This is a genomic window from Planococcus halotolerans, assembly GCF_003289955.1.
GTDB lineage: Bacteria > Bacillota > Bacilli > Bacillales_A > Planococcaceae > Planococcus > Planococcus halotolerans.
Window position 1 is genome coordinate 371012 of sequence record NZ_QLZR01000001.1, and the last position, 18108, is coordinate 389119.

19 protein-coding genes are annotated in these 18108 nt (G+C 45.4%); 6 read left to right on the forward strand and 13 right to left on the reverse strand.

Translation table 11 applies throughout. The annotated features are described in order from the left end of the window. Positions 1 to 37: 37 nt before the first annotated feature. From recQ to DP120_RS01740, 6 genes are all read right to left on the reverse strand, one after another. Positions 38 to 1810, reverse strand: a complete 1773-nt coding sequence (recQ, locus tag DP120_RS01715; RefSeq protein WP_112221454.1) for a DNA helicase RecQ — start codon at positions 1808 to 1810, stop codon at positions 38 to 40. A gap of 305 nt (positions 1811 to 2115) precedes the next feature. Next, positions 2116 to 2595, reverse strand: a complete 480-nt coding sequence (locus DP120_RS01720) for a DUF4334 domain-containing protein (RefSeq protein ID WP_112221455.1) — start codon at positions 2593 to 2595, stop codon at positions 2116 to 2118. Positions 2596 to 2606: 11 nt separating this feature from the next. Beyond that, a complete protein-coding gene (locus DP120_RS01725; protein ID WP_112221456.1) occupies positions 2607 to 3392 on the reverse strand; it encodes an SDR family oxidoreductase in 786 nt (261 codons plus the stop codon). Positions 3393 to 3508: 116 nt separating this feature from the next. Continuing rightward, on the reverse strand, positions 3509 to 4021 hold the full coding sequence (locus DP120_RS01730; RefSeq protein ID WP_112221457.1) for a hypothetical protein: 513 nt from the start codon (positions 4019 to 4021) through the stop codon (positions 3509 to 3511). A 201-nt stretch (positions 4022 to 4222) separates the two neighbouring features. Further along, the gene (locus tag DP120_RS01735) at positions 4223 to 4579 is read right to left on the reverse strand and encodes a helix-turn-helix domain-containing protein (protein WP_112221458.1); all 357 of its coding nucleotides are present in this window, start codon (positions 4577 to 4579) and stop codon (positions 4223 to 4225) included. Positions 4580 to 4912: 333 nt separating this feature from the next. After that, positions 4913 to 5557, reverse strand: coding sequence for a pentapeptide repeat-containing protein (locus tag DP120_RS01740; protein WP_112221459.1), 645 nt, complete (start codon positions 5555 to 5557; stop codon positions 4913 to 4915). A gap of 128 nt (positions 5558 to 5685) precedes the next feature. On the opposite strand from DP120_RS01740, the gene DP120_RS01745 reads away from it, so the two are divergent. Genes DP120_RS01745 through DP120_RS01755 form a run of 3 tightly spaced genes read left to right on the forward strand, consistent with a single transcriptional unit; the run spans position 5686 to position 7803 of the window. Continuing rightward, on the forward strand, positions 5686 to 6381 hold the full coding sequence (locus DP120_RS01745; RefSeq protein WP_112221460.1) for a DUF1538 domain-containing protein: 696 nt from the start codon (positions 5686 to 5688) through the stop codon (positions 6379 to 6381). Then, positions 6381 to 7118 carry a DUF1538 domain-containing protein gene (locus tag DP120_RS01750; RefSeq protein WP_112221461.1) on the forward strand — a complete coding sequence of 246 codons (738 nt, stop codon included), beginning with the start codon at positions 6381 to 6383 and terminating at the stop codon, positions 7116 to 7118. Before DP120_RS01745 ends, DP120_RS01750 begins: the two co-directional genes overlap by 1 nt. Next, complete coding sequence (locus tag DP120_RS01755) at positions 7108 to 7803, forward strand: P-II family nitrogen regulator (RefSeq protein WP_112221462.1); 696 nt, start codon at positions 7108 to 7110, stop codon at positions 7801 to 7803. Before DP120_RS01750 ends, DP120_RS01755 begins: the two co-directional genes overlap by 11 nt. Positions 7804 to 8019: 216 nt before the next feature. On the opposite strand, the gene DP120_RS18320 is transcribed toward DP120_RS01755, so the two are convergent. From DP120_RS18320 to DP120_RS01770, 5 genes are all read right to left on the reverse strand, one after another. Next, positions 8020 to 8169 carry a hypothetical protein gene (locus DP120_RS18320; protein ID WP_165843688.1) on the reverse strand — a complete coding sequence of 50 codons (150 nt, stop codon included), beginning with the start codon at positions 8167 to 8169 and terminating at the stop codon, positions 8020 to 8022. Positions 8170 to 8230: 61 nt separating this feature from the next. Beyond that, on the reverse strand, positions 8231 to 8365 hold the full coding sequence (locus DP120_RS18745) for a hypothetical protein (RefSeq protein ID WP_276310388.1): 135 nt from the start codon (positions 8363 to 8365) through the stop codon (positions 8231 to 8233). A gap of 14 nt (positions 8366 to 8379) precedes the next feature. Beyond that, positions 8380 to 9591, reverse strand: a complete 1212-nt coding sequence (locus DP120_RS01760) for a hypothetical protein (protein WP_112221463.1) — start codon at positions 9589 to 9591, stop codon at positions 8380 to 8382. Between the two features lie 2 nt (positions 9592 to 9593). Then, positions 9594 to 10091, reverse strand: a complete 498-nt coding sequence (locus tag DP120_RS01765; RefSeq protein WP_276310389.1) for an RNA polymerase sigma factor — start codon at positions 10089 to 10091, stop codon at positions 9594 to 9596. Between the two features lie 467 nt (positions 10092 to 10558). Next, positions 10559 to 12181 carry a catalase gene (locus DP120_RS01770; protein ID WP_233539016.1) on the reverse strand — a complete coding sequence of 541 codons (1623 nt, stop codon included), beginning with the start codon at positions 12179 to 12181 and terminating at the stop codon, positions 10559 to 10561. 147 nt (positions 12182 to 12328) lie between these two features. Here DP120_RS01770 and DP120_RS01775 point away from each other — a divergent pair, with 147 nt between their 5' ends. After that, complete coding sequence (locus DP120_RS01775) at positions 12329 to 13534, forward strand: CDP-glycerol glycerophosphotransferase family protein (protein WP_240611939.1); 1206 nt, start codon at positions 12329 to 12331, stop codon at positions 13532 to 13534. A 213-nt stretch (positions 13535 to 13747) separates the two neighbouring features. Here the strand turns inward: DP120_RS01775 and DP120_RS01780 are convergent, their stop codons facing one another. After that, positions 13748 to 14500, reverse strand: coding sequence for an exodeoxyribonuclease III (locus tag DP120_RS01780; RefSeq protein ID WP_112221466.1), 753 nt, complete (start codon positions 14498 to 14500; stop codon positions 13748 to 13750). A 187-nt stretch (positions 14501 to 14687) separates the two neighbouring features. Between DP120_RS01780 and DP120_RS01785 the strand changes: the two genes are divergently transcribed. Further along, entirely contained in the window at positions 14688 to 15968 is a 1281-nt protein-coding gene (locus DP120_RS01785) for an MFS transporter (protein WP_112221467.1), read from the forward strand. Between the two features lie 154 nt (positions 15969 to 16122). Then, on the forward strand, positions 16123 to 17064 hold the full coding sequence (locus DP120_RS01790) for a nuclease-related domain-containing protein (protein ID WP_165843689.1): 942 nt from the start codon (positions 16123 to 16125) through the stop codon (positions 17062 to 17064). Between the two features lie 200 nt (positions 17065 to 17264). Here the strand turns inward: DP120_RS01790 and DP120_RS01795 are convergent, their stop codons facing one another. Further along, positions 17265 to 18083 carry a YkuS family protein gene (locus DP120_RS01795; protein ID WP_112221469.1) on the reverse strand — a complete coding sequence of 273 codons (819 nt, stop codon included), beginning with the start codon at positions 18081 to 18083 and terminating at the stop codon, positions 17265 to 17267. Positions 18084 to 18108: the final 25 nt, after the last annotated feature.

Below are 18108 nucleotides of genomic sequence, written 5' to 3' on the forward strand. Positions count from 1 at the left end.
ACAATAAAAAAACACTCCCGTCCGCAGACAGGAGTGATCAGTTATTTATGGGTTCAAAAGTATGGATAGCTGACAAGAAAGCTTCACCGTATTTTTCGAGTTTATTGGCGCCGACCCCGTTGACTTCGAGGAATTCTTCGGGTGTTTTCGGCCGTCTCGCACACATATCCTGCAACGTTTTGTCAGAGAAAATGACAAATGGCGGAACGCCGCCTTGATCCGCCAGCTCTTTACGGATTTTACGCAATTCTTCGAAAAGGGGATCGTTGTCGGCAATCTGTTTCGTTACAACGGCTCCTTTTCGCAGAACCTTGCGTTTCCCGAGAAGCACGTCTCTTCCTCCATCAGGAACATAGATAGTGGGGAACGAACCTTGTTCGACTGCCAGCAATTCCTGGGAAATCATAAATTCGATCAAATTGGAAACTTCTTTGGCACTGTGATGTTTCAGAATTCCATACGTCGATAATTTATCAAAACCGAAATCCAGTATTTTTTTATTGCGTGAGCCTGTCAGCACTTGGGCAGTCATCATCTTGCCAAATTTTTGGCCCATACGGATTACACAGGACAGCACCATTTGAACGTCTTTAGTGACGTCAAGGCTTTCACGGTCATCCACACAATTTCCGCAATGCCCGCATTCGCCGGCAGAATCATCGCCGAAATAATGAACAATGAATTGCTGCAGGCAATTCTCGGTATGGCAATAATCCACCATGCCCTGCAGCTTGACCAGCTCTCCTGGAATCCGGCTTGGGTCTTGCGCCTGGTCAATCAGGAAGCGCTGTGTTTGTACATCCTGCGAAGCATAGAGGACCATGCATTCACTCGGCAGTCCATCGCGTCCTGCCCGTCCCGCTTCCTGATAATAACTTTCCATATTTTTCGGCAGCTGATAATGCACAACATATCTGATATTGCTTTTATCGATACCCATTCCAAAGGCATTCGTAGCAACCATGACTGTTACTTCGTCATTAAGGAACTGCTCTTGGCCTGCTCTTCTCTGGTCGTCCGGCATCCCTGCATGATATTTCGCCGCTTTAATGCCTTTTCTCAAAAGCATCTCATATACAGAGTCCACAGTTTTTCGGGTGGCCGCATAAATGATGCCTGCTTCTTTATCATTTTTCTGGACATATTCCTTAAGGAAACGTTCCCGGTCTTGGCCTCGGATAACAGAAAACGTCAGATTCGCACGTTCAAAGCCCGTCATAATCGTGTGACGTTCTTCTATATTTAAAATACGGCAAATATCTTCCCGTACCTGCGGCGTAGCAGTTGCAGTCAGTGCCAAAACTGTCGGGTTATTCGGGAATAGTTCCATCATGCGGCTGATCAGCCTGTAGCTTGGACGGAAATCATGTCCCCATTGGGAAATACAATGCGCTTCATCGACCGCAATCAATGGCACATGGACACCCTGCAGTTCATTCAAAAACATTTCAGAATCCAGCCGTTCTGGCGCAATATACAATAATTTTACAGCTCCGCGCTGCACATCGTATAAAGTTTCCCGAACTTCATCGAAATCCATCGAACTATTTATATAAGCAGCCGGAATCCCAGCTGCCAGCAATGCATCCACTTGGTCTTTCATCAACGAGATCAATGGCGAAACTACAATTGTCGTCCCTTCCATAACCATGGCCGGAATCTGGTAGCACATCGATTTCCCGCCGCCTGTCGGCATGACGCAAATCGAATTGGATCCTTCAAAAACTTGTGAGATCGCTTGTTCCTGACCGGTCCGGAATGTTTCATAGCCAAAATAGGTCTGCAGTAATTCTCTTGCTTTTTCCAACAATAGTAAACACTCCTAAAACTCGATTCGTACTGCCTAGCTTACCATATTTCAGGCTGTTTTTCTTTTGACAGACAGTAAGAAAAGCGAGAGCGCCCGTTTAGCTCTGAAAGGCATAAGACGGTTCAATGAAGTGGCGGTTTATGCCACGTAATTGAAATGGCTTATGACCCGAAGAGTTGGGCCGCTCGAGTCTGGACAGAAATCCGCTCCTTTTAAAGCTTTCTCAAACATAAACATGTATACTTTCTTATCCAGTCAGAAAAAACGCCAAAAGCAAAAGCTTTCGGCGTCGCAATTAATCATTTTTATATCTTTTCCAATATGAAAAAATAAGGGATTTCAGCAGTTTTTTCATCCATCATTCCGAGCAGGACACCCTCCTCGATTTTCCTGAAATGATCAATAATCGGCAAATTATCATATATCATCGCCGCACTTACTTTCCCTCGGTGCAGCACTTTGCGCATACGTGCTTTTCCGCCGACAGCTTTTATCAGTTTTCGGCTGTCCATCATTGGCACCGGATCAACCGCAAAAACATTGCCGGTCGGGCCTTCGAACAGCAGGGGATCGACGTTTTCAGCATCATGAAAGGCTTTTCCATACCAATTCAGTCTTTTCAGCAGACCGTCCATTGGGTGGCCGGTATGAAATTCCTTTCCGCGCCAAGTACCCGGCAGTTCTTCAAGAGACACTTCGCCAAATTGATCAAACAATCGGCATGCAGTATGTGTATCTGTCCCGCCTTTTTCCAAAATCAACCTGAATTCATTCAGAGCATCCATCTCTTCACCCCTCAGATTTCAAGATCCCAATGCTTCGCTTCTTCCTCTTTCATTTGCTTCTCGGTTTCCTGTGGATAGACCGTACGGAATTTATGATTGTCCTGTGGAATCACTTCCACCATTTTGGCAATCATGTCGTCCGCATCATATTGATCTTCGAGTGCCTGATCGGCTTCTTCCATATCTTCTTTTTTGGTGAAATGAATTTTTTCATCGTACCATTTCCATTTTGCTTCTGCACTGCGGTCATTGAAACCAGTATCAAAGGCGCCCGGATTAATAGTTGCCACCTGCACGCCAAAGCCTTCCAATTCTTTTCGCATCGTTTTCGCAATCGCTTCAATGGTATGTTTGGTTGCGGTATATGGACCTACATACGGTGTTGACATGATGCCAGCCATTGAAGACATGAAAATGATTTTGCCTTTTCCTTTTTCGACAAATTTACGAGCAGCAATCTGGGCGGTTTCAAGCGTACTGAATACATTGACCTCAAAAAGTTCCCGGAAATTCATCATTGGCACTTCCCCGAGCGGTCCACCTTCATTGACTGCAGCATTGGCTACAAAGATATCAAAATCGTAGTCATACATCTGCGCAAGATCCTGCGGGTTTTTGATGTCCATTTTAAAAATATCGAGTTTTACATTTTCAGCTTCTGCCGCTTCCATTAATGAGGTTACTTGCGGTGCAGTTTCGACCGGGGCAATAACCCGGTAGCCTTTCTTCGCCAGGCCGAGAGCCGTGCCTTTAGCAAGGCCGCTTCCTGCCCCTGTAATAAAAATCGTTTTCGACATGAAAAATCCCTCCTGAAGTTTTCTTTTCCTAATGGATATCTTCCCCTCATATTTCGGACTAAACAAAAAATCGGCAAGATGCTCATATGCGCACCTTGCCGATTTTGGGGTTTGGGTCAATTCCCCCAATTTTTATTATCAAATTCTGCTGCATATTTCTCGTATTTCGCTAAAGCATCCCGTAAGGCTTTTTCATTTTTCGCCAACATCCGCTCTCTGGTCTTTTTCCGTTTGAAACGCATGCCATATGCAAGTTGCGCTTCTTCATTGGCTTCATTCAACGTTCGGAATTCCCATGCAACGTCTCCATCAGGATCTTTCAGAAGCGAAGCAAGCAAGGAGGTTTTCCGGTAAAGCTCTTCGATCGTATATTTATCTTGGTCCCTGTGCAGCAAGCCCGCAATTATACAAGCGGGAATTTCTTCATCCACCCCTTGTGAAAGGTCGGTCAAAAGCTGGATCATGGTGCGCCTGTCACTTGCAAGCGACAGAACATAAAATACGTGGGGGATATCTTCAGTTGGGGTATTTTCAATAAACTCATCCAGTTCTTCAATCAATTCTTTCGGCTTAAAATGATCAATAAGCATGCCAAGCCGATACGTTTCGTATAAGGTATAGCGTTCCATGGATTAATCGCCTGCTTTTCAAAAAATTAGCTGATTCTCTAAGCACTTGCAGCATGCCGATGCCTGTAATGCTTATATCCGTATTCTGACTTTATCATAAAACCTGCCGGGTCAGACAATGTTGGAATTTCATACTGTCCTTCTACAATAAAAAAACCCATTCCAAATACCGGAATGAGCAGCCGTGACACAAGCAGACAGTTATGAAGTTGCCACACCAAAGCTTCCCATGCGCCGTTTCACTTTAATATAGGAAGCAGCTTCCGCAATTTCATCCCGATTCAGCGGCTTGTTGTCCAACAACAGGTTATAGTCTGCAAAACTCGTCAAGTTCAGGAGGTCAAGGTCAATCATACGTTCTTCTCTATCCAATAAATTATCGATTGAAACATCAAAGTAATCCGCTAGGCGTGCAAGGTGGCTGACGGAAATTTGTTTTTTGCCGCTTTCATAAGCCCAAATCGTACTTTTTGCAAAGCCGATATCTTCCGCAAGTTTTTCTGGCGAAATCCCTTTTTCTTCACGTAGTTGTTTTATCTTTTTGCTTAAAACTTCCATTTGGCTAATGCTCCTTCTTTGTTAAAATTCTAACTATTTAAAATATACTGTAACTTAAGCTTAATTACAATATCTTTATATAATATTTTGAATATATTTTCGAATATTTTGTGAACTTTTTAGACACATATAATTTAATAACCCTAATAACCGCGCTATAAGTTTCGTTAAACTAAATATTAACTGGTTATTATTGTTCATTTAATAATTATATTAATAAAAAATACTGTATATTTGATATTTAATACCCATTTTTAATAAATGTTTAATATATACAAATTTTAAAACAAAAAAAAGCAATAGCATCCGCCATCGCTCAAAAAAAAATTATAGTTACACATCGTTAGTTATACGCATACCAAGTTGTCGGGCGAAAGCCAACGCCTGATTCGGAGAAACTGTGCAGCCAGCCAACTTTTCAATGGTCACTTGTATATTTTCAAACCGGTTCGTACTAAGGTCGATGCCTTTAAGGTCTGTTTCAGCAAAATTAATCTCGTCCATGTCACAAGCCGAAAATATTGTTTCCTTTAACTCGGCTTCATAGAAATCTGCCTGCCGCATTGATGAGTTTTCAAATTTCGAGAACGTGCAAAGTGAAAAACCGAATACCGCATAATTAAGGACACATTCAGTAAACAGCGTGTGGCGGACTCCCGCTTCCACAAAGTTCGTCCCCATTAGCTTGGAATTGCGGAACTCTGTACGATGGAAAACACATCGGCTGAAGTCTGCATTAGAAAGGTCGCAATTGATAAAGACAACGTCTACGAATTCGCTCCTGGGCCAAACGATATCGACAAAACTTACATTCTCGAATACCACTGTATCAATATGCAATGCACGCTCCGCTTCAAAATCAATGGTTTCCTGTGATATTCGGCAATTTGTTATGTAATGATCGTCCATCGCTTCTTCAAACAGACTGGCAGGCAGTTCCGCTGGAAGCTTAGGTTCAGCTCGTTTTATTTTGCTCATTTTTATCCCCCTACATTTGGTTCGCCTTTCTTTACTTTTAATCACTTTGTTAAATAAAGACCTTTTTTGTTAAGTTTACATCAAAATGCATAGGGAATAGCAGGAAAAAGTGGTAAAGGAGAGACAGGATGAATAATGTAAAGAACACCTTCAAAGAAGTTGTTGCTGCCATTATGCCTGTTACCATTGTAGTCATCTTTTTACAGATTGCAATTATTCGTCTGCCAATGGAAGCTTTGCTTCAATTCCTCATTGGCGTTTTTTTTGTCAGCATCGGTTTTTTCCTGTTTTTATTGGGGGTAAATGCCGGGCTCCTTCCTATCGGAGAATTAATCGGTAAACGATTGCCGAGAACAAAAAATGCATGGCTTATCATTGGTACCGGTTTATTGCTCGGAATCGTCGTAACGATTGCGGAACCGGATTTACGGGTGCTGGCTACCCAAATCGATAATGTGTCGAAAGGAGCGATAAGCGCTACGATACTGATACTTTCCGTGTCGCTGGGATTAGCCCTCTTCGTTGCCCTAGCCATGATCCGAACACTTTTCAACATACCTTTGCATTTTGTCCTCATTGCCGGTTATGCCGCCGTTTTCCTGTTATCTTTCTTCGTCCCGGATGCTTTTGTTCCAATTTCATTTGATTCCGGCGGAGTTACGACCGGTCCGATGGCAGTCCCTTTTATCCTGGCGCTCGGCGTTGGTGTCGCATCTTCTCTGAGACCCAAAGATTCCAAAGATGAAACAGAAGGATTCGGGTTGATCGGTCTCGCTTCAATCGGACCGATTTTGGCGGTCATGATACTGGGGGTGATTTTCTGATGGAAATCCATGTTTTTGAGGGATTCGGAGGTGTCTTACAGGAAGTGGCATTTGCTTTGATCCCGCTGCTTGTTTTCTTCGGAATCTTTCAGATTTTCATGTTGAAATTACCATTAAAAAGACTTCAGCAGGTTGGCATCGGTTTTATATTGACTTTTTTGGGCCTCTCTTTTTTTCTTCAAGGCGTACATGTGGGATTTATGCCGGTCGGCGAATTGATGGGCCAGTCTCTCGGTGAAGGAAATACAAAATGGTTTCTTATCCCGATTGGCTTTGTCCTCGGGTTTGCCGCAACTTTTGCTGAACCGGCCGTCAGCATCATGAATGATGAAGTCGACGAAGTCACCGGTGGTTATATATCTGCAAGACTGATGCTTTATACATTATCCATCGGAGTCGGCTTTTCAATAGCCTTGTCAATGCTGCGGATTCTGACAGGAATTTCACTCTGGTATTTTTTAATTCCGGGATACCTGCTTGTTTTAATACTAATTTTTCTGTCACACGATATTTTCATTGCCATCGCCTTTGATTCTGGCGGGGTCTCCACAGGCCCTATGACAGTTACTTTCATTTCTTCGCTGGCTGTCGGCGTGGCATCTGTTACGGCCGGGCGGGATCCTCTAGCTGATGGGTTCGGGTTGATCGCGCTGGTGGCATTGACGCCGATTATCGCTGTCCTTATTTTGGGACTTATCTTTAATAGGAAAGGCGGGAACAGAACCGATGAATCTTAACCATAAACTGATGATTGCGATTGTCAAAAGAGGATTTTCGAGGCCGGTCATAGCCGAAGCGAAAAAAGCCGGTGCAGATGGCGCCACTATTGTTTACGGAGAAGGAGTCGGCAGAAACGAAAAACCGACTTTCCTTGGTCTTCCTGTGACTCATGAAAAGGACGTCATCTTTATCGCCATTGATGGAAAAAATGAAGCTCCGGTTGCAGAAGCCGTTAGCCGGGAAGGAAAATTGGGGAAATCGGGATACGGGCTTGGCTTTACAGTTCATCTAAGCAAACTGCTTGGGGTTCCCCATTTGACGCAACGGCCTGACGACCGCAGAAAAAAGAAAGGGGAGAACATAATGGAGAATGCACTGCACGAATTCCAATTGATCGTAACTATCGTCAATACCGGCGATTCCCAGAAAGTCATCAAGGCTGCTGCTGATGCCGGAGCTGAAGGCGGAACCATTCTAAACGGCCGGGGCACAGGAGTCAATGAACAGCAGACCTTTATGAATTTCACCATTGACCCCGAAAAAGATGTTATTTTGACTTTGGTTCCTTCCAGTTATACCGATAAAGTGGTGAGCAGTATCGAGCAGGCAGTCGACCTTAACGCACCCGGGCGAGGCATCGCTTTCCTGATCGACGTGGAGAATGTGTTCGGCGTCAATCACTCGTCGTTGGATTTTAAGTAAGAAAAGCGACGGCACCCGTTTAGCTCTGAAAAGCATAAGACGGATCAGCGTAGTGGCTTCAGCCACGCAGCTGATTTGGCTTATGACTCGAAGAGCTGGGTCGCCGGAGTCTGGACAAGGAAAAGCGGCGGCAAGAGCAACCTTTTTCGGGAGAATCTCGGCGCTGGAGTCCTGACAATATAGAAGCGCCGCAATTTTTTTGCGGCGCTTCTCCTATTATTTTCTGAACAAAGTGATCAGGACGATCCAGATGGGATTGCGATCCGACTTTCCTACTTTACGGCAGCTTTTCATGCGGCATGCTTCCACTTCCGAGCGAATGTCTTCCATTCTTTGTTTAACTGCCATTTCATCTGTACGAAACATCAGTTTTCCTCCTCATTTTTTGGACTCGCAGCGCCGTTCAGAAATTGTGTCCGTATATCGGTCACCAGAATCGCCGGCAGCGAAATCCTGTTTTATTTTTCATTGTTTGCTTTGTATTTTCATAAATATGGACATCCGATTCCATTTTGATACTCCAGGTTTTCATTGCTGCTGCCAATTCCGTGTCATATAGCATCCTGGCACCTCCTCCTATAGTGAAAGCTCTCCGATATTATTGGATTTCTGTGGTTTGCTTTCTTCCTCTTTTTCCTGCTTCAGTGAAATCCGGCCTGTGTTCGCCCGGACTTTTCCTTGCAATGCACCTTTAATCTCTGCTGAAGCCGCAAGTACTTCACCGAATATATCCAATGTATTCACCTTGGACAATAATGTATCGGCATCTACATCTTCATCGATTGCCAGGATGCCGTCGACAATCAGGGTTACTGGCTCCTGCAGAGATTCAAATTGGCTGTTTGACCAGTGCTCTTCTCCTTCAATCAGGATATATCGATTGCTGTATGACAGCACTTCCGTCTCCAGCCGCTCCAATTTTTCATAGATCAGATCTTCAATTTCTTCACTGCATACGATAAATGATTTTGAATCGATGCGATCAATTGCATTTTCAAGCGCTGTTCTTGGAACGTCCGCCTCGAATATTACCGGTTTTTTTGTCATCAATTTTTCATTGCGGAAGCTCTTGATCGAACGCGAATTAATGCGGAGTGCTTTCTTCAAGATCCGGTAACCCGCCGGAATCACTTCGATGATACCGTTTGGAGCAGAATCCATTTTCCGGTGAAGCAATGCTTCCTGCTCTTCGTGGACGGACACCATGCCGTTGACGGCTATTTTTTTGATTTTTGATTCGAATAAAGCTGCGTCAATATCTGTTGGAATGGTCAGCATACCGTTGACAACCAGATGAACCGGCTCTTCCGCCGCTTCCAGAAAAGCATTGCTTAATGTGATGCTGCCATTTTCAAGCCGCGGGGGGGCGCCTTCATAGACTTCTATCGTACGGCTGCCTTGCGGAAATTGCTGGTTCACTTGTCCCGCTAATTTAGAAGGTGTATAAATTTCCCCGTTCACAATAATGTCGAGCAGTCCTTTCTTTAACTGCTCCGGCTCAACGTCGTGAGCGATGATGAGCATGCCGTTCAGCACCATTTTCATCGGCTGGTCGATGGAATTGAGGTAATCTTTATTGATTTCCAATGTACCGTTGTAATAACCGAACTCATCAGGCACTTCAACCGTCTTGCCGATATTGCCGATTTTGAGTGCTGCCAAAAGATGCGATTGGCCGCTTCTATAAAGCACCAGGCCAACGTTCCCAATCCTTTCATAAGCCTGGACACTTTGTTCTGTTGCATTCAATAAATTCAGTACTCCTACGTTGCCGACTGTCTGTTTCATCCTTATTCCTCCTCAAGTATGTCTCTCAATTTTTTAATCGCGAAATGCAGCTTATATCTGATGGTCGCTGCCGGGACTTGAAGCTGGTCCCCGATTTCCTTGCTGGTCATCCCCAGCCAATAACGCTTGAATATAAGATCGCCCATTTCGGGAGTAAGATGCGACAGCAACTCGGTCATTTCCAGCCGGTTGAGCGCCAATGTCTGTTCCGGAAAATCCATTTCTTCTTCCCACTCTGATATGCGCTGGTCTTTTCGCCGATCATCAATCAGCCGATTTTTCATCACCCTGAAAAACCATGCACGCTGCTTGTAGATTGGCTGATTCACCAATTCTTTTTCCTTAAGCGACTTTTCGAGAGCGTCCTGCATCAGGTCATCTGCTTCCTGCTCGTGCCGGGAAATGGAACGGGCGAAGCGGACCAAGTCATTTTTCAGATTTTCATACATCGTTTCGGTATCCATTCCATTCCCCGCTTTCTCATTTATTGCCTCTCTCATTAAGATAACGGATGAACATGCAAAAGTGTTTGAAGAATTTTAGAAAAGCGACGGCACCCGTTTAGCTCTGACAAGCATAAGACGAATCAGCGAAGTGGCCTTGGCCACACAGCTGATTTGGCTTATGACTCGAAGAGCTGGGTCGCCGGAGTCTGGACAGTAGAAAAGCGGAAACGGCTGCTCAGCTCCGACAAGCAAGAGATGGACCAAATGTAATTTGGGACATCTCTTTGCGACGAAGCTAGCGCAGCGATGCAGGAGCAGTAAGGTTTTTCACGATCTGGCGAAGCGGCATCGCTTCAGCGGCACAGCTAGAGGGGCTTACGACTCGAGGAGTTGGCCGTTGGAGTCTAGACAGAAATTCGCTCCTTTTAGCGTTTTCTCAAACATTAAAAAATTTATACTTTCTTAACCTAAAAAAAAATCCGGCAAACCGTCGAAACGGCTTGCCGGACTTTCAGCTTCTATTAGTATCTTTCAGCTTCGTGCCCTTTTTTAGCTGCACCCTGCGCCAATTTATTGGAAGCCGGTTGGCCCATCAATTTTGGCTCAGCATCTTTCATTTCTTTCATTGCTTTTAATTTTTCTTCAAGACTCTCACGTACACGGCGGCCATAATCTTCATCGGCCTGAGTGAAGTGCTCAATCATTTCATCTTGAATACGTGGATCACAGACAGACAGCGCATCGCCGAGATTATTGATCAGCTCATCACGTTCCCAATCTTCGAAGCTGCGGTATGTCTCACCCGCTTGTCCATAGTTATTGGTACGGTCAATTGGTGCTTTCATAAGACGGTCGTTATAAGCTGGTTCATGATCCGGTGTGCCTTCCTTGTCTGCTTCCTTAAATCCGCCCAGTACGGAAGGTTCATAGTTAATAGAAGGATTCGACGGATTTTCATGTGGATTCTTGACATCCATCATACCGCGCTGCTGATTCGTCGCTACACGTTTCTTCGGTGCGTTGACCGGAAGTTTCAAGTAGTTGGCACCCAAACGGTAACGTTGAGTATCAGAGTACGAGAACGTGCGGCCCTGCAGCATTTTATCGTCTGAGAAATCCAGACCATCCACAAGTACCCCTGTTCCGAATGCAGCCTGCTCAATTTCAGCATGGTGATCGACCGGATTGCGGTTCAATACCATTTTGCCGACAGGAAGGAATGGGAATTTATCCTGCGGCCATAGTTTTGTATCATCCAATGGATCGAAATCGAGTTCCGGGTGCTCATCATCACTCATGATCTGAACGAATAATTCCCATTCCGGATAATCTCCATTTTCGATTGCTTCGTACAGGTCCTGTGTAGCGTGGCCTACGTTTTCAGCCTGGATTTCACTGGCTTCTTTCTGCGTTAAATTGCGGATGCCCTGTTTCGGCTCCCAATGATATTTAACGAGTACCGCTTCACCTTTGTCATTGACCCATTTATAGGTGTTAACGCCGGAACCCTGCATATGGCGATAAGTTGCCGGAATGCCCCATGGCGAGAACAGCAGTGTAATCATATGCGTCGCTTCAGGTGAACGCGCCACAAAATCGAACATGCGCTGCGGATCTGCAATATTTGAAGCAGGATCTGTTTTAAAGGCATGAATCATATCCGGGAATTTCATCGCATCGCGGATAAAGAAGATTTTTAAGTTATTGCCGACCAAATCCCAGTTGCCGTCTTCGGTATACATCTTAACTGCAAATCCGCGCGGGTCACGTTCTGTTTCCGGCGAGTGGCGTGATCCCGCCACTGTGGAAAAGCGGACCATCAACGGTGTTTGCTTGCCTTTGCCTGAAAATACCTTAGCTCGTGTATATTTTTCCACCGGCTCGTCGCCGACTGTTCCGTACGTTTCGAAATAACCGAAAGCTCCTGTACCTCGTGCATGGACAATACGCTCTGGAATCTCTTCACGGTCGAAATGCGAGATTTTTTCTATGAAATGATAGTTTTCCAATGTAGCCGGACCCCGGTTGCCGACAGTCCGTATATTCTGATTGTCTTTGACCGGATGGCCTTGCCGGGTCGTTAGAGTTTCTTCGCTTTCTCCCGTTCCCATCTTCCGGTGTTTATCTTCATTGTTTTCCTTCATATTGAATCCTCCTCCGCATTCTTGTATCACCTTATAAACTTCCCATTATCAAGAATATTAAACCTCTATTTCGTTGAAATATGAATATTTTTCTGCAGATGGACAAAGCGTCGGGGATATGAAAAAATTAGAATCAGAACAATCATTATGAAAGCAGGGCTGAACATGAGCATCGAGTTGAAGGAAAGAGGGAGATTTGATCCCCTGAAAGTTTTTTTGAAAGTTTCTGCAGCTTATATACTTTCTTTCTTCCCCTCCAGGAAAGGTGATAAGAAAATCGTTTTGGTCGGTGGTAACCTTGGAGAGAAATACGAAGACAATGCGGCTGTTTTTCATAAATACCTGATAGAGAACCACCAGGATAAAGTGACGGCATACTGGATGTATGATCCGAAGAAATCATATGCTCAGGACAAACAGCTGGCCAATGCCGTGGCGCTTGGCAGTTTTCGGAACTACCGCCTGTTCTTCAAGGCGGACTATACATTCCACGGTCATTCCCTGATGTATGACATTGCGCCAGCCGTCGATAAATTTTTGTTTCTGAACAGGAAAACCACCATCACCCATGTCAGCCACGGAATCGAAGGATTCAAGAAAATCCTGATCCAAAAAGAAGATGTCCCTTTATTGGCACGGACGGATTACTTCAACTGTGCATCGGAATATGAAAAAGATTTGAAATTGAACCAATGGGAGATTTCCGAGAACAAACTGATTGTCACCGGGTTTCCGCGCTTTGACCGCTTCAAGACAAATCAGCCTGCTCCGCAAGTCCGGAAAATTTTAATGATGATGACTTGGCGAGAATGGCTTTTCGATCTGACGGAAGAAGAATTTGTCGAAAGCGATTATTTCAAAAACACGCTCGGACTGGTCAGCCACGAAGGCATACGCAAACTGATTTCCGACAACGACCTGCATATGCGCGTCGCACTTCACCCATTCATGCGGAAATTCGAGAAACATTTCACCGGCCTCGACCATCCGGAAAGCGGCATCGAATTCCAGGATTTTAACCATTCCTCCATCGAAAAGGCCATTGTCGAAAACGACATGCTGCTCACCGATATCACGAGCGTCTCCTGGGATTTCCTTTACCTCAATAAACCTATCATCTTCAATATGTTCGATAAAGAGGAATATATGGCGCGGCGCGGGACTTACCTGAGCCTCGATACAGACCTCTACGGCTATAAAGCAGATTCGCTCGAGGAAGTTTATCAGTACCTCAAAAAAATCGTCGAGGAAAACATCACGACAAACGAGTGGTATCCAAAAGCACCGCTCTACATCGATTATTTCGACCAGAACAATTGCGAGCGGCTGGCGAAGAATGTGATGGGGATTTGAAGAAAAGCGACGGTGCCCGTTAAGCCACGACAAGCGCTGGAGGGCTTGAAAGTAATGGCGTTCTTTGCCATTGCTGGCAAGACCGAAGCGACTCGAGAGGCTGGGCCACCGGAGTCTGGACACCAAGAAAAGCGACGGCGCCCGTTAAGATTTGACAAGCATAAGACAGAATAACGAAAAGAGCGTCCGGAGAATTTACTCCGGACGCTCTTTTCATTTCAATTCAAGTTCAATCGGGCAATGGTCGGACCCTAAAACATCTTTATGGATTTTCGCCTGTTCCATATTGGGTGCCATGCGATCGGAAACGATAAAGTAATCGATGCGCCATCCGATATTCCGCGGCCTGCACTCGGTGCGGTAGGACCACCAGGTATAGGCCCCGCTCAAGTCAGGATGGAAATAACGGAACGAATCGGTAAATCCGCTCGCCAGAAATTCAGTCATTTTTCCGCGTTCTTCCGGTGTGAACCCGGAGTTTTTCAAATTCGCCTTCGGATTCTTCAGATCAATTTCCTGATGCGCCACATTCAAGTCGCCGCACAGGATGACCGGCTTCCGGCTGTCGAGTTCCTTCACGTAATCGAGCACCGCTTCTTCCCATTCGAGACGGAAATCAAGCCTGAGCAACCCGTGCTGGGAATTCGGGGTGTAGACATTCACCAAGTAGAAATCGTCAAATTCCAAAGTGATTGCGCGTCCTTCATTCGTGTGATTTACATGGTTAATGCCGTATTGTACCGAAAGCGGTTTGCGTTTTGTGAAAATCGCCGTCCCCGAATAGCCTTTCTTCTCCGCATAATTCCAGTAAAGATAGTAATCGGGAAGGTCCATTTCAATTTGCCCTTCCTGCAATTTAATCTCCTGCAGGCAGAATATATCTGCGTCCGCTGCCTCAAAAAACTCCATAAAGCCTTTTTTTACAACAGCACGCAAGCCGTTTACGTTCCATGAAATCAATTTCAAAAGCCATTCTCCTCATTTCACTGTCTTTTATTAGTTTAACTGAATCAAAGATTCGGCTCAAATAAAGATGTTTTATCAACCTTCAGCCTGAAATTATGTAAACTTTCAGTAAATATATTCAAAAATGAATCTTTTCTCCTGTCGTTCTTGTACAATGAAATTATCATTTACTAAGGGGAATCAGGAGATGAAAAAGTTCACGAAGACAGAGAAAAGCTGGGCGCTGTATGACTGGGGAAGTTCAGCTTATTCAATTATCATCACTACGGCCGTCTTTCCGCTCTATTATAAAGCTGCTGCGACTGATGCGGGAGTCAGTTTATCCGATTCCACCGCATATCTCGGCTATACCATTGCAATTTTCACATTTATCCTGGCGATGATCGGACCAATCCTTGGAACAATTGCTGATTACGAAGGAATGAAAAAGAAATTTTTCACAGCATTCTTCCTGTTGGGTACAGTTTCAACTGCGATGCTGGCTTTTGTACCGAGCGATAATTGGCTGCTGATGCTCGTCTGTTATATATTCGCAGCACTCGGCGCGACTGGAGCCAACCTTTTCTATGATGCATTTATCGTGGATGTTGCAACGGAAAAACGCATGAACCGTGTTTCTTCATTCGGCTACGGCCTTGGCTATATCGGTTCCACCATTCCATTTATCATTTCAATTGCCATTATTCTTCTAGCGCAAAATGGAATTCTTCCTTTGTCCGTCACCAACGCGAGCCGCGTCGCCTTTTTGATCACAGCTGTCTGGTGGATCAGTTTCTCGATTCCGATGTTCAAAAATGTCCATCAGCGTTATTTCATCAAACGGGAGCCGAATCCGGTCGCTCAAAGTTTCAAGCGCCTCGGCAAGACGATAAAAGAAATTCGGCAATACCGCGCCATCGTTCTGTTCCTGATCGCTTACTTCTTCTATATTGATGGCGTCGGCACGATTATTGCGATGTCGACTGCATATGGAACTGATTTAGGCCTCACTTCCACCAGCTTGCTGATCGTCCTATTCGCAACGCAGGTCGTCGCCGCTCCGTTCGCGCTCCTTTACGGACGGCTCGCTGACCGCTTTACCGGCAAAAAGATGCTGTATGTCGGCATCTGCGTTTATATTGTCGTTTGTATCTACGCCATGTTCATGGAAACGATCGGCGACTTCTGGGTTCTCGCGATGCTCGTCGCTTCCAGCCAGGGCGGCATCCAGGCCTTGAGCCGCTCCTACTTCGGCAAACTTGTGCCGAAAGAGAATTCCAATGAGTTTTTCGGTTTCTATAACGTCTTCGGCAAATTCGCTGCCATCATGGGACCCATCTTGGTTGCCGTTACCGCTCAACTGACCGGCGACTCCCGCTTTGGGGTATTCAGCCTCGTCATCCTGTTCATCATCGGATTGATCGTCCTGTCGCGTGTGCCGGAACCGGAACCGCATGACTCGGTTGATGAAGTTGCTTTGGAGTCATAAGATTATAATGCACCAGCCCGTTATGGGCGGTGCATTTTTTTGTGCGCAAATCTCATTTTCGGCGCTTATACGGCGTTCAAATCTTTATTTTAAATGAAAGTATGGGCATGTGCTGGGCTTAATGGTATGTTCAAATCAAAAACGAGGGATGCCGGTGATCTGGAAAGAACGCGAGGAGTCACGAACGAAAGAAGAGCTGGAAGTACTGCTGCGGCGTTTACCGAAACGGCATGCACAGTACGGTCAAGTCGAAAAAGACCATTATGTGGAGGTTGCCGGGCAAGCCGGAGAAGAGCGTTTCGACCATTATTACGCGAGAAGCCAAGTGACATTTCCGCATCTGATGCTGCATAACGTCAGATTGAGCTCGTTCCGCGCATTCCAAATGGATTCAGTGATGATTACCCAATGGGGTATTTATGTTTTCGAAGTGAAGAATATGAATGGCCGCATGCTCTTCAATAGCCATCCTGTTCAGATGCTGCAGATGAAGGAAGACGGAACGGTCATCGGAAGAAAGTCGCCGCTCGAACAGATGGCTGAAAATGAATGGCTGCTGGAGGAGTGGCTGAGAGAGCGGGAGATTCTGTTTCCTTTGAGGTCTGTACTGGTCTTGTCCTATTCCAAACAAATCGCTGAAAATGTTCCGGCTACGCAGCCCATCCTCTTCTCCCACCAGCTGCCGCGGTTCCTTCATACGCTGCCGGTTGAAAAAGCCATTTTTAATCTGGATGAAATGAAGGCGTTGGCTGATATGATGATTGCGTCGCTGGTCCATTTCACTCCGAAACCGATTTGTGAAAATGCGAGATATCCGATCGAGGTGATGCGGCGCGGCGTTTGGTGTGCGGCATGCGACCGGATCGGCATGGTGCGGCAATATGGCAATTGGTGTTGTCCGGGCTGCGGCGTTCTGGATAAAAACGCTCACGTCCGGACGATCCGTGATTGGTTTCTGCTGACCGGCGAGCCCATGACGAACCGGTTGGGGCGGGAGATTTTGTGTGTGGATGATCGAAGATTAGTGACGCGATTGTTAGGTGGCATGGATTTGAATAAAAACGGATCTTTCAAAGATTCCAGTTACCGACTGTAACTTAGTTTGTCGCATTTATATGGAGTTGGGCGTATTTTGGATGAAGTTGGGCATATTTCCATCGAAGTTGGGCGTATTCTTGAGAAAGTTGGGCGTATTTCCACTAAAGTTGGGCGTAAATCAAAAATCAGTCACCACCATCCCATACTTCCGCCCAAAATAAAACCGGCGCCCCCCATTAGGAGGCGCCGGTTCCATTATTATTTATTGTCTTTGCCGGCAGGATGGATGTTAACATCGCCGCTGTCATTTTTTTCAACAGCTGAGTTGCCGAATTCAACGACTTCAATGCCGCCGTTTTCCTTCTTCTCTTCTTTTTCAGCTTGCTTCTCTTCTTTTTCAGCTTTCTTCACAGCTTTTTCATGTTCTTTTTTAGCTTTTTCTTCTTCTTTTGCTTCTTTTTCAACAGCTTTTTTCTGCTTCTTCAATTCTTTATCTTCTTTCTTTTCTTCACGCTTCGCTTTTAGCTCATCGGCTTTGCCTTTTGCTTTTTCAGTCACGCCACTTGTTTTTTCTTTGACCTGGCCGACTTTCTCTTTTACTTGGTCAAGCTTGCCGGGACCAGAATCTTCTTCCGATTTCGCTTGAGCTTTTTCTTCTTTCTTCTCTTTCATTTCAGCGGCTTTTTCTTTCACCGTTTGCTGCAATTCCTTGCCGCTCTTCGGTGCCAGCATTAATCCTGCAGCTGCGCCAATCAATGCGCCAGTCGCTGCTCCGGCGATAAATCCACCGCCGCCGCCCGACTTATTGTCAGATGTAATTGGAGATGGAGGCATAATTTTTCCGCTGCGCACCAAGCGCTCTTCAACTTCTTCGATAATTTCGAATAAAGTGCGGCCTTTTGCTTCCACTAACGGTGCGTTCATATGGAAGTCAGCAAAATCTTCTTTGTCGCGCACAACCACACAATCATAGCTTGTGGCATCGGTTTTATCCTCCAGCATGACTGCTTTATACCCTTTTTTCACTAATGCTTGCTGTACGGACGTAAACGGTTCTTCAACTGCAATTTTCACCATCAATATCACCACTCCTTTTCCAAAA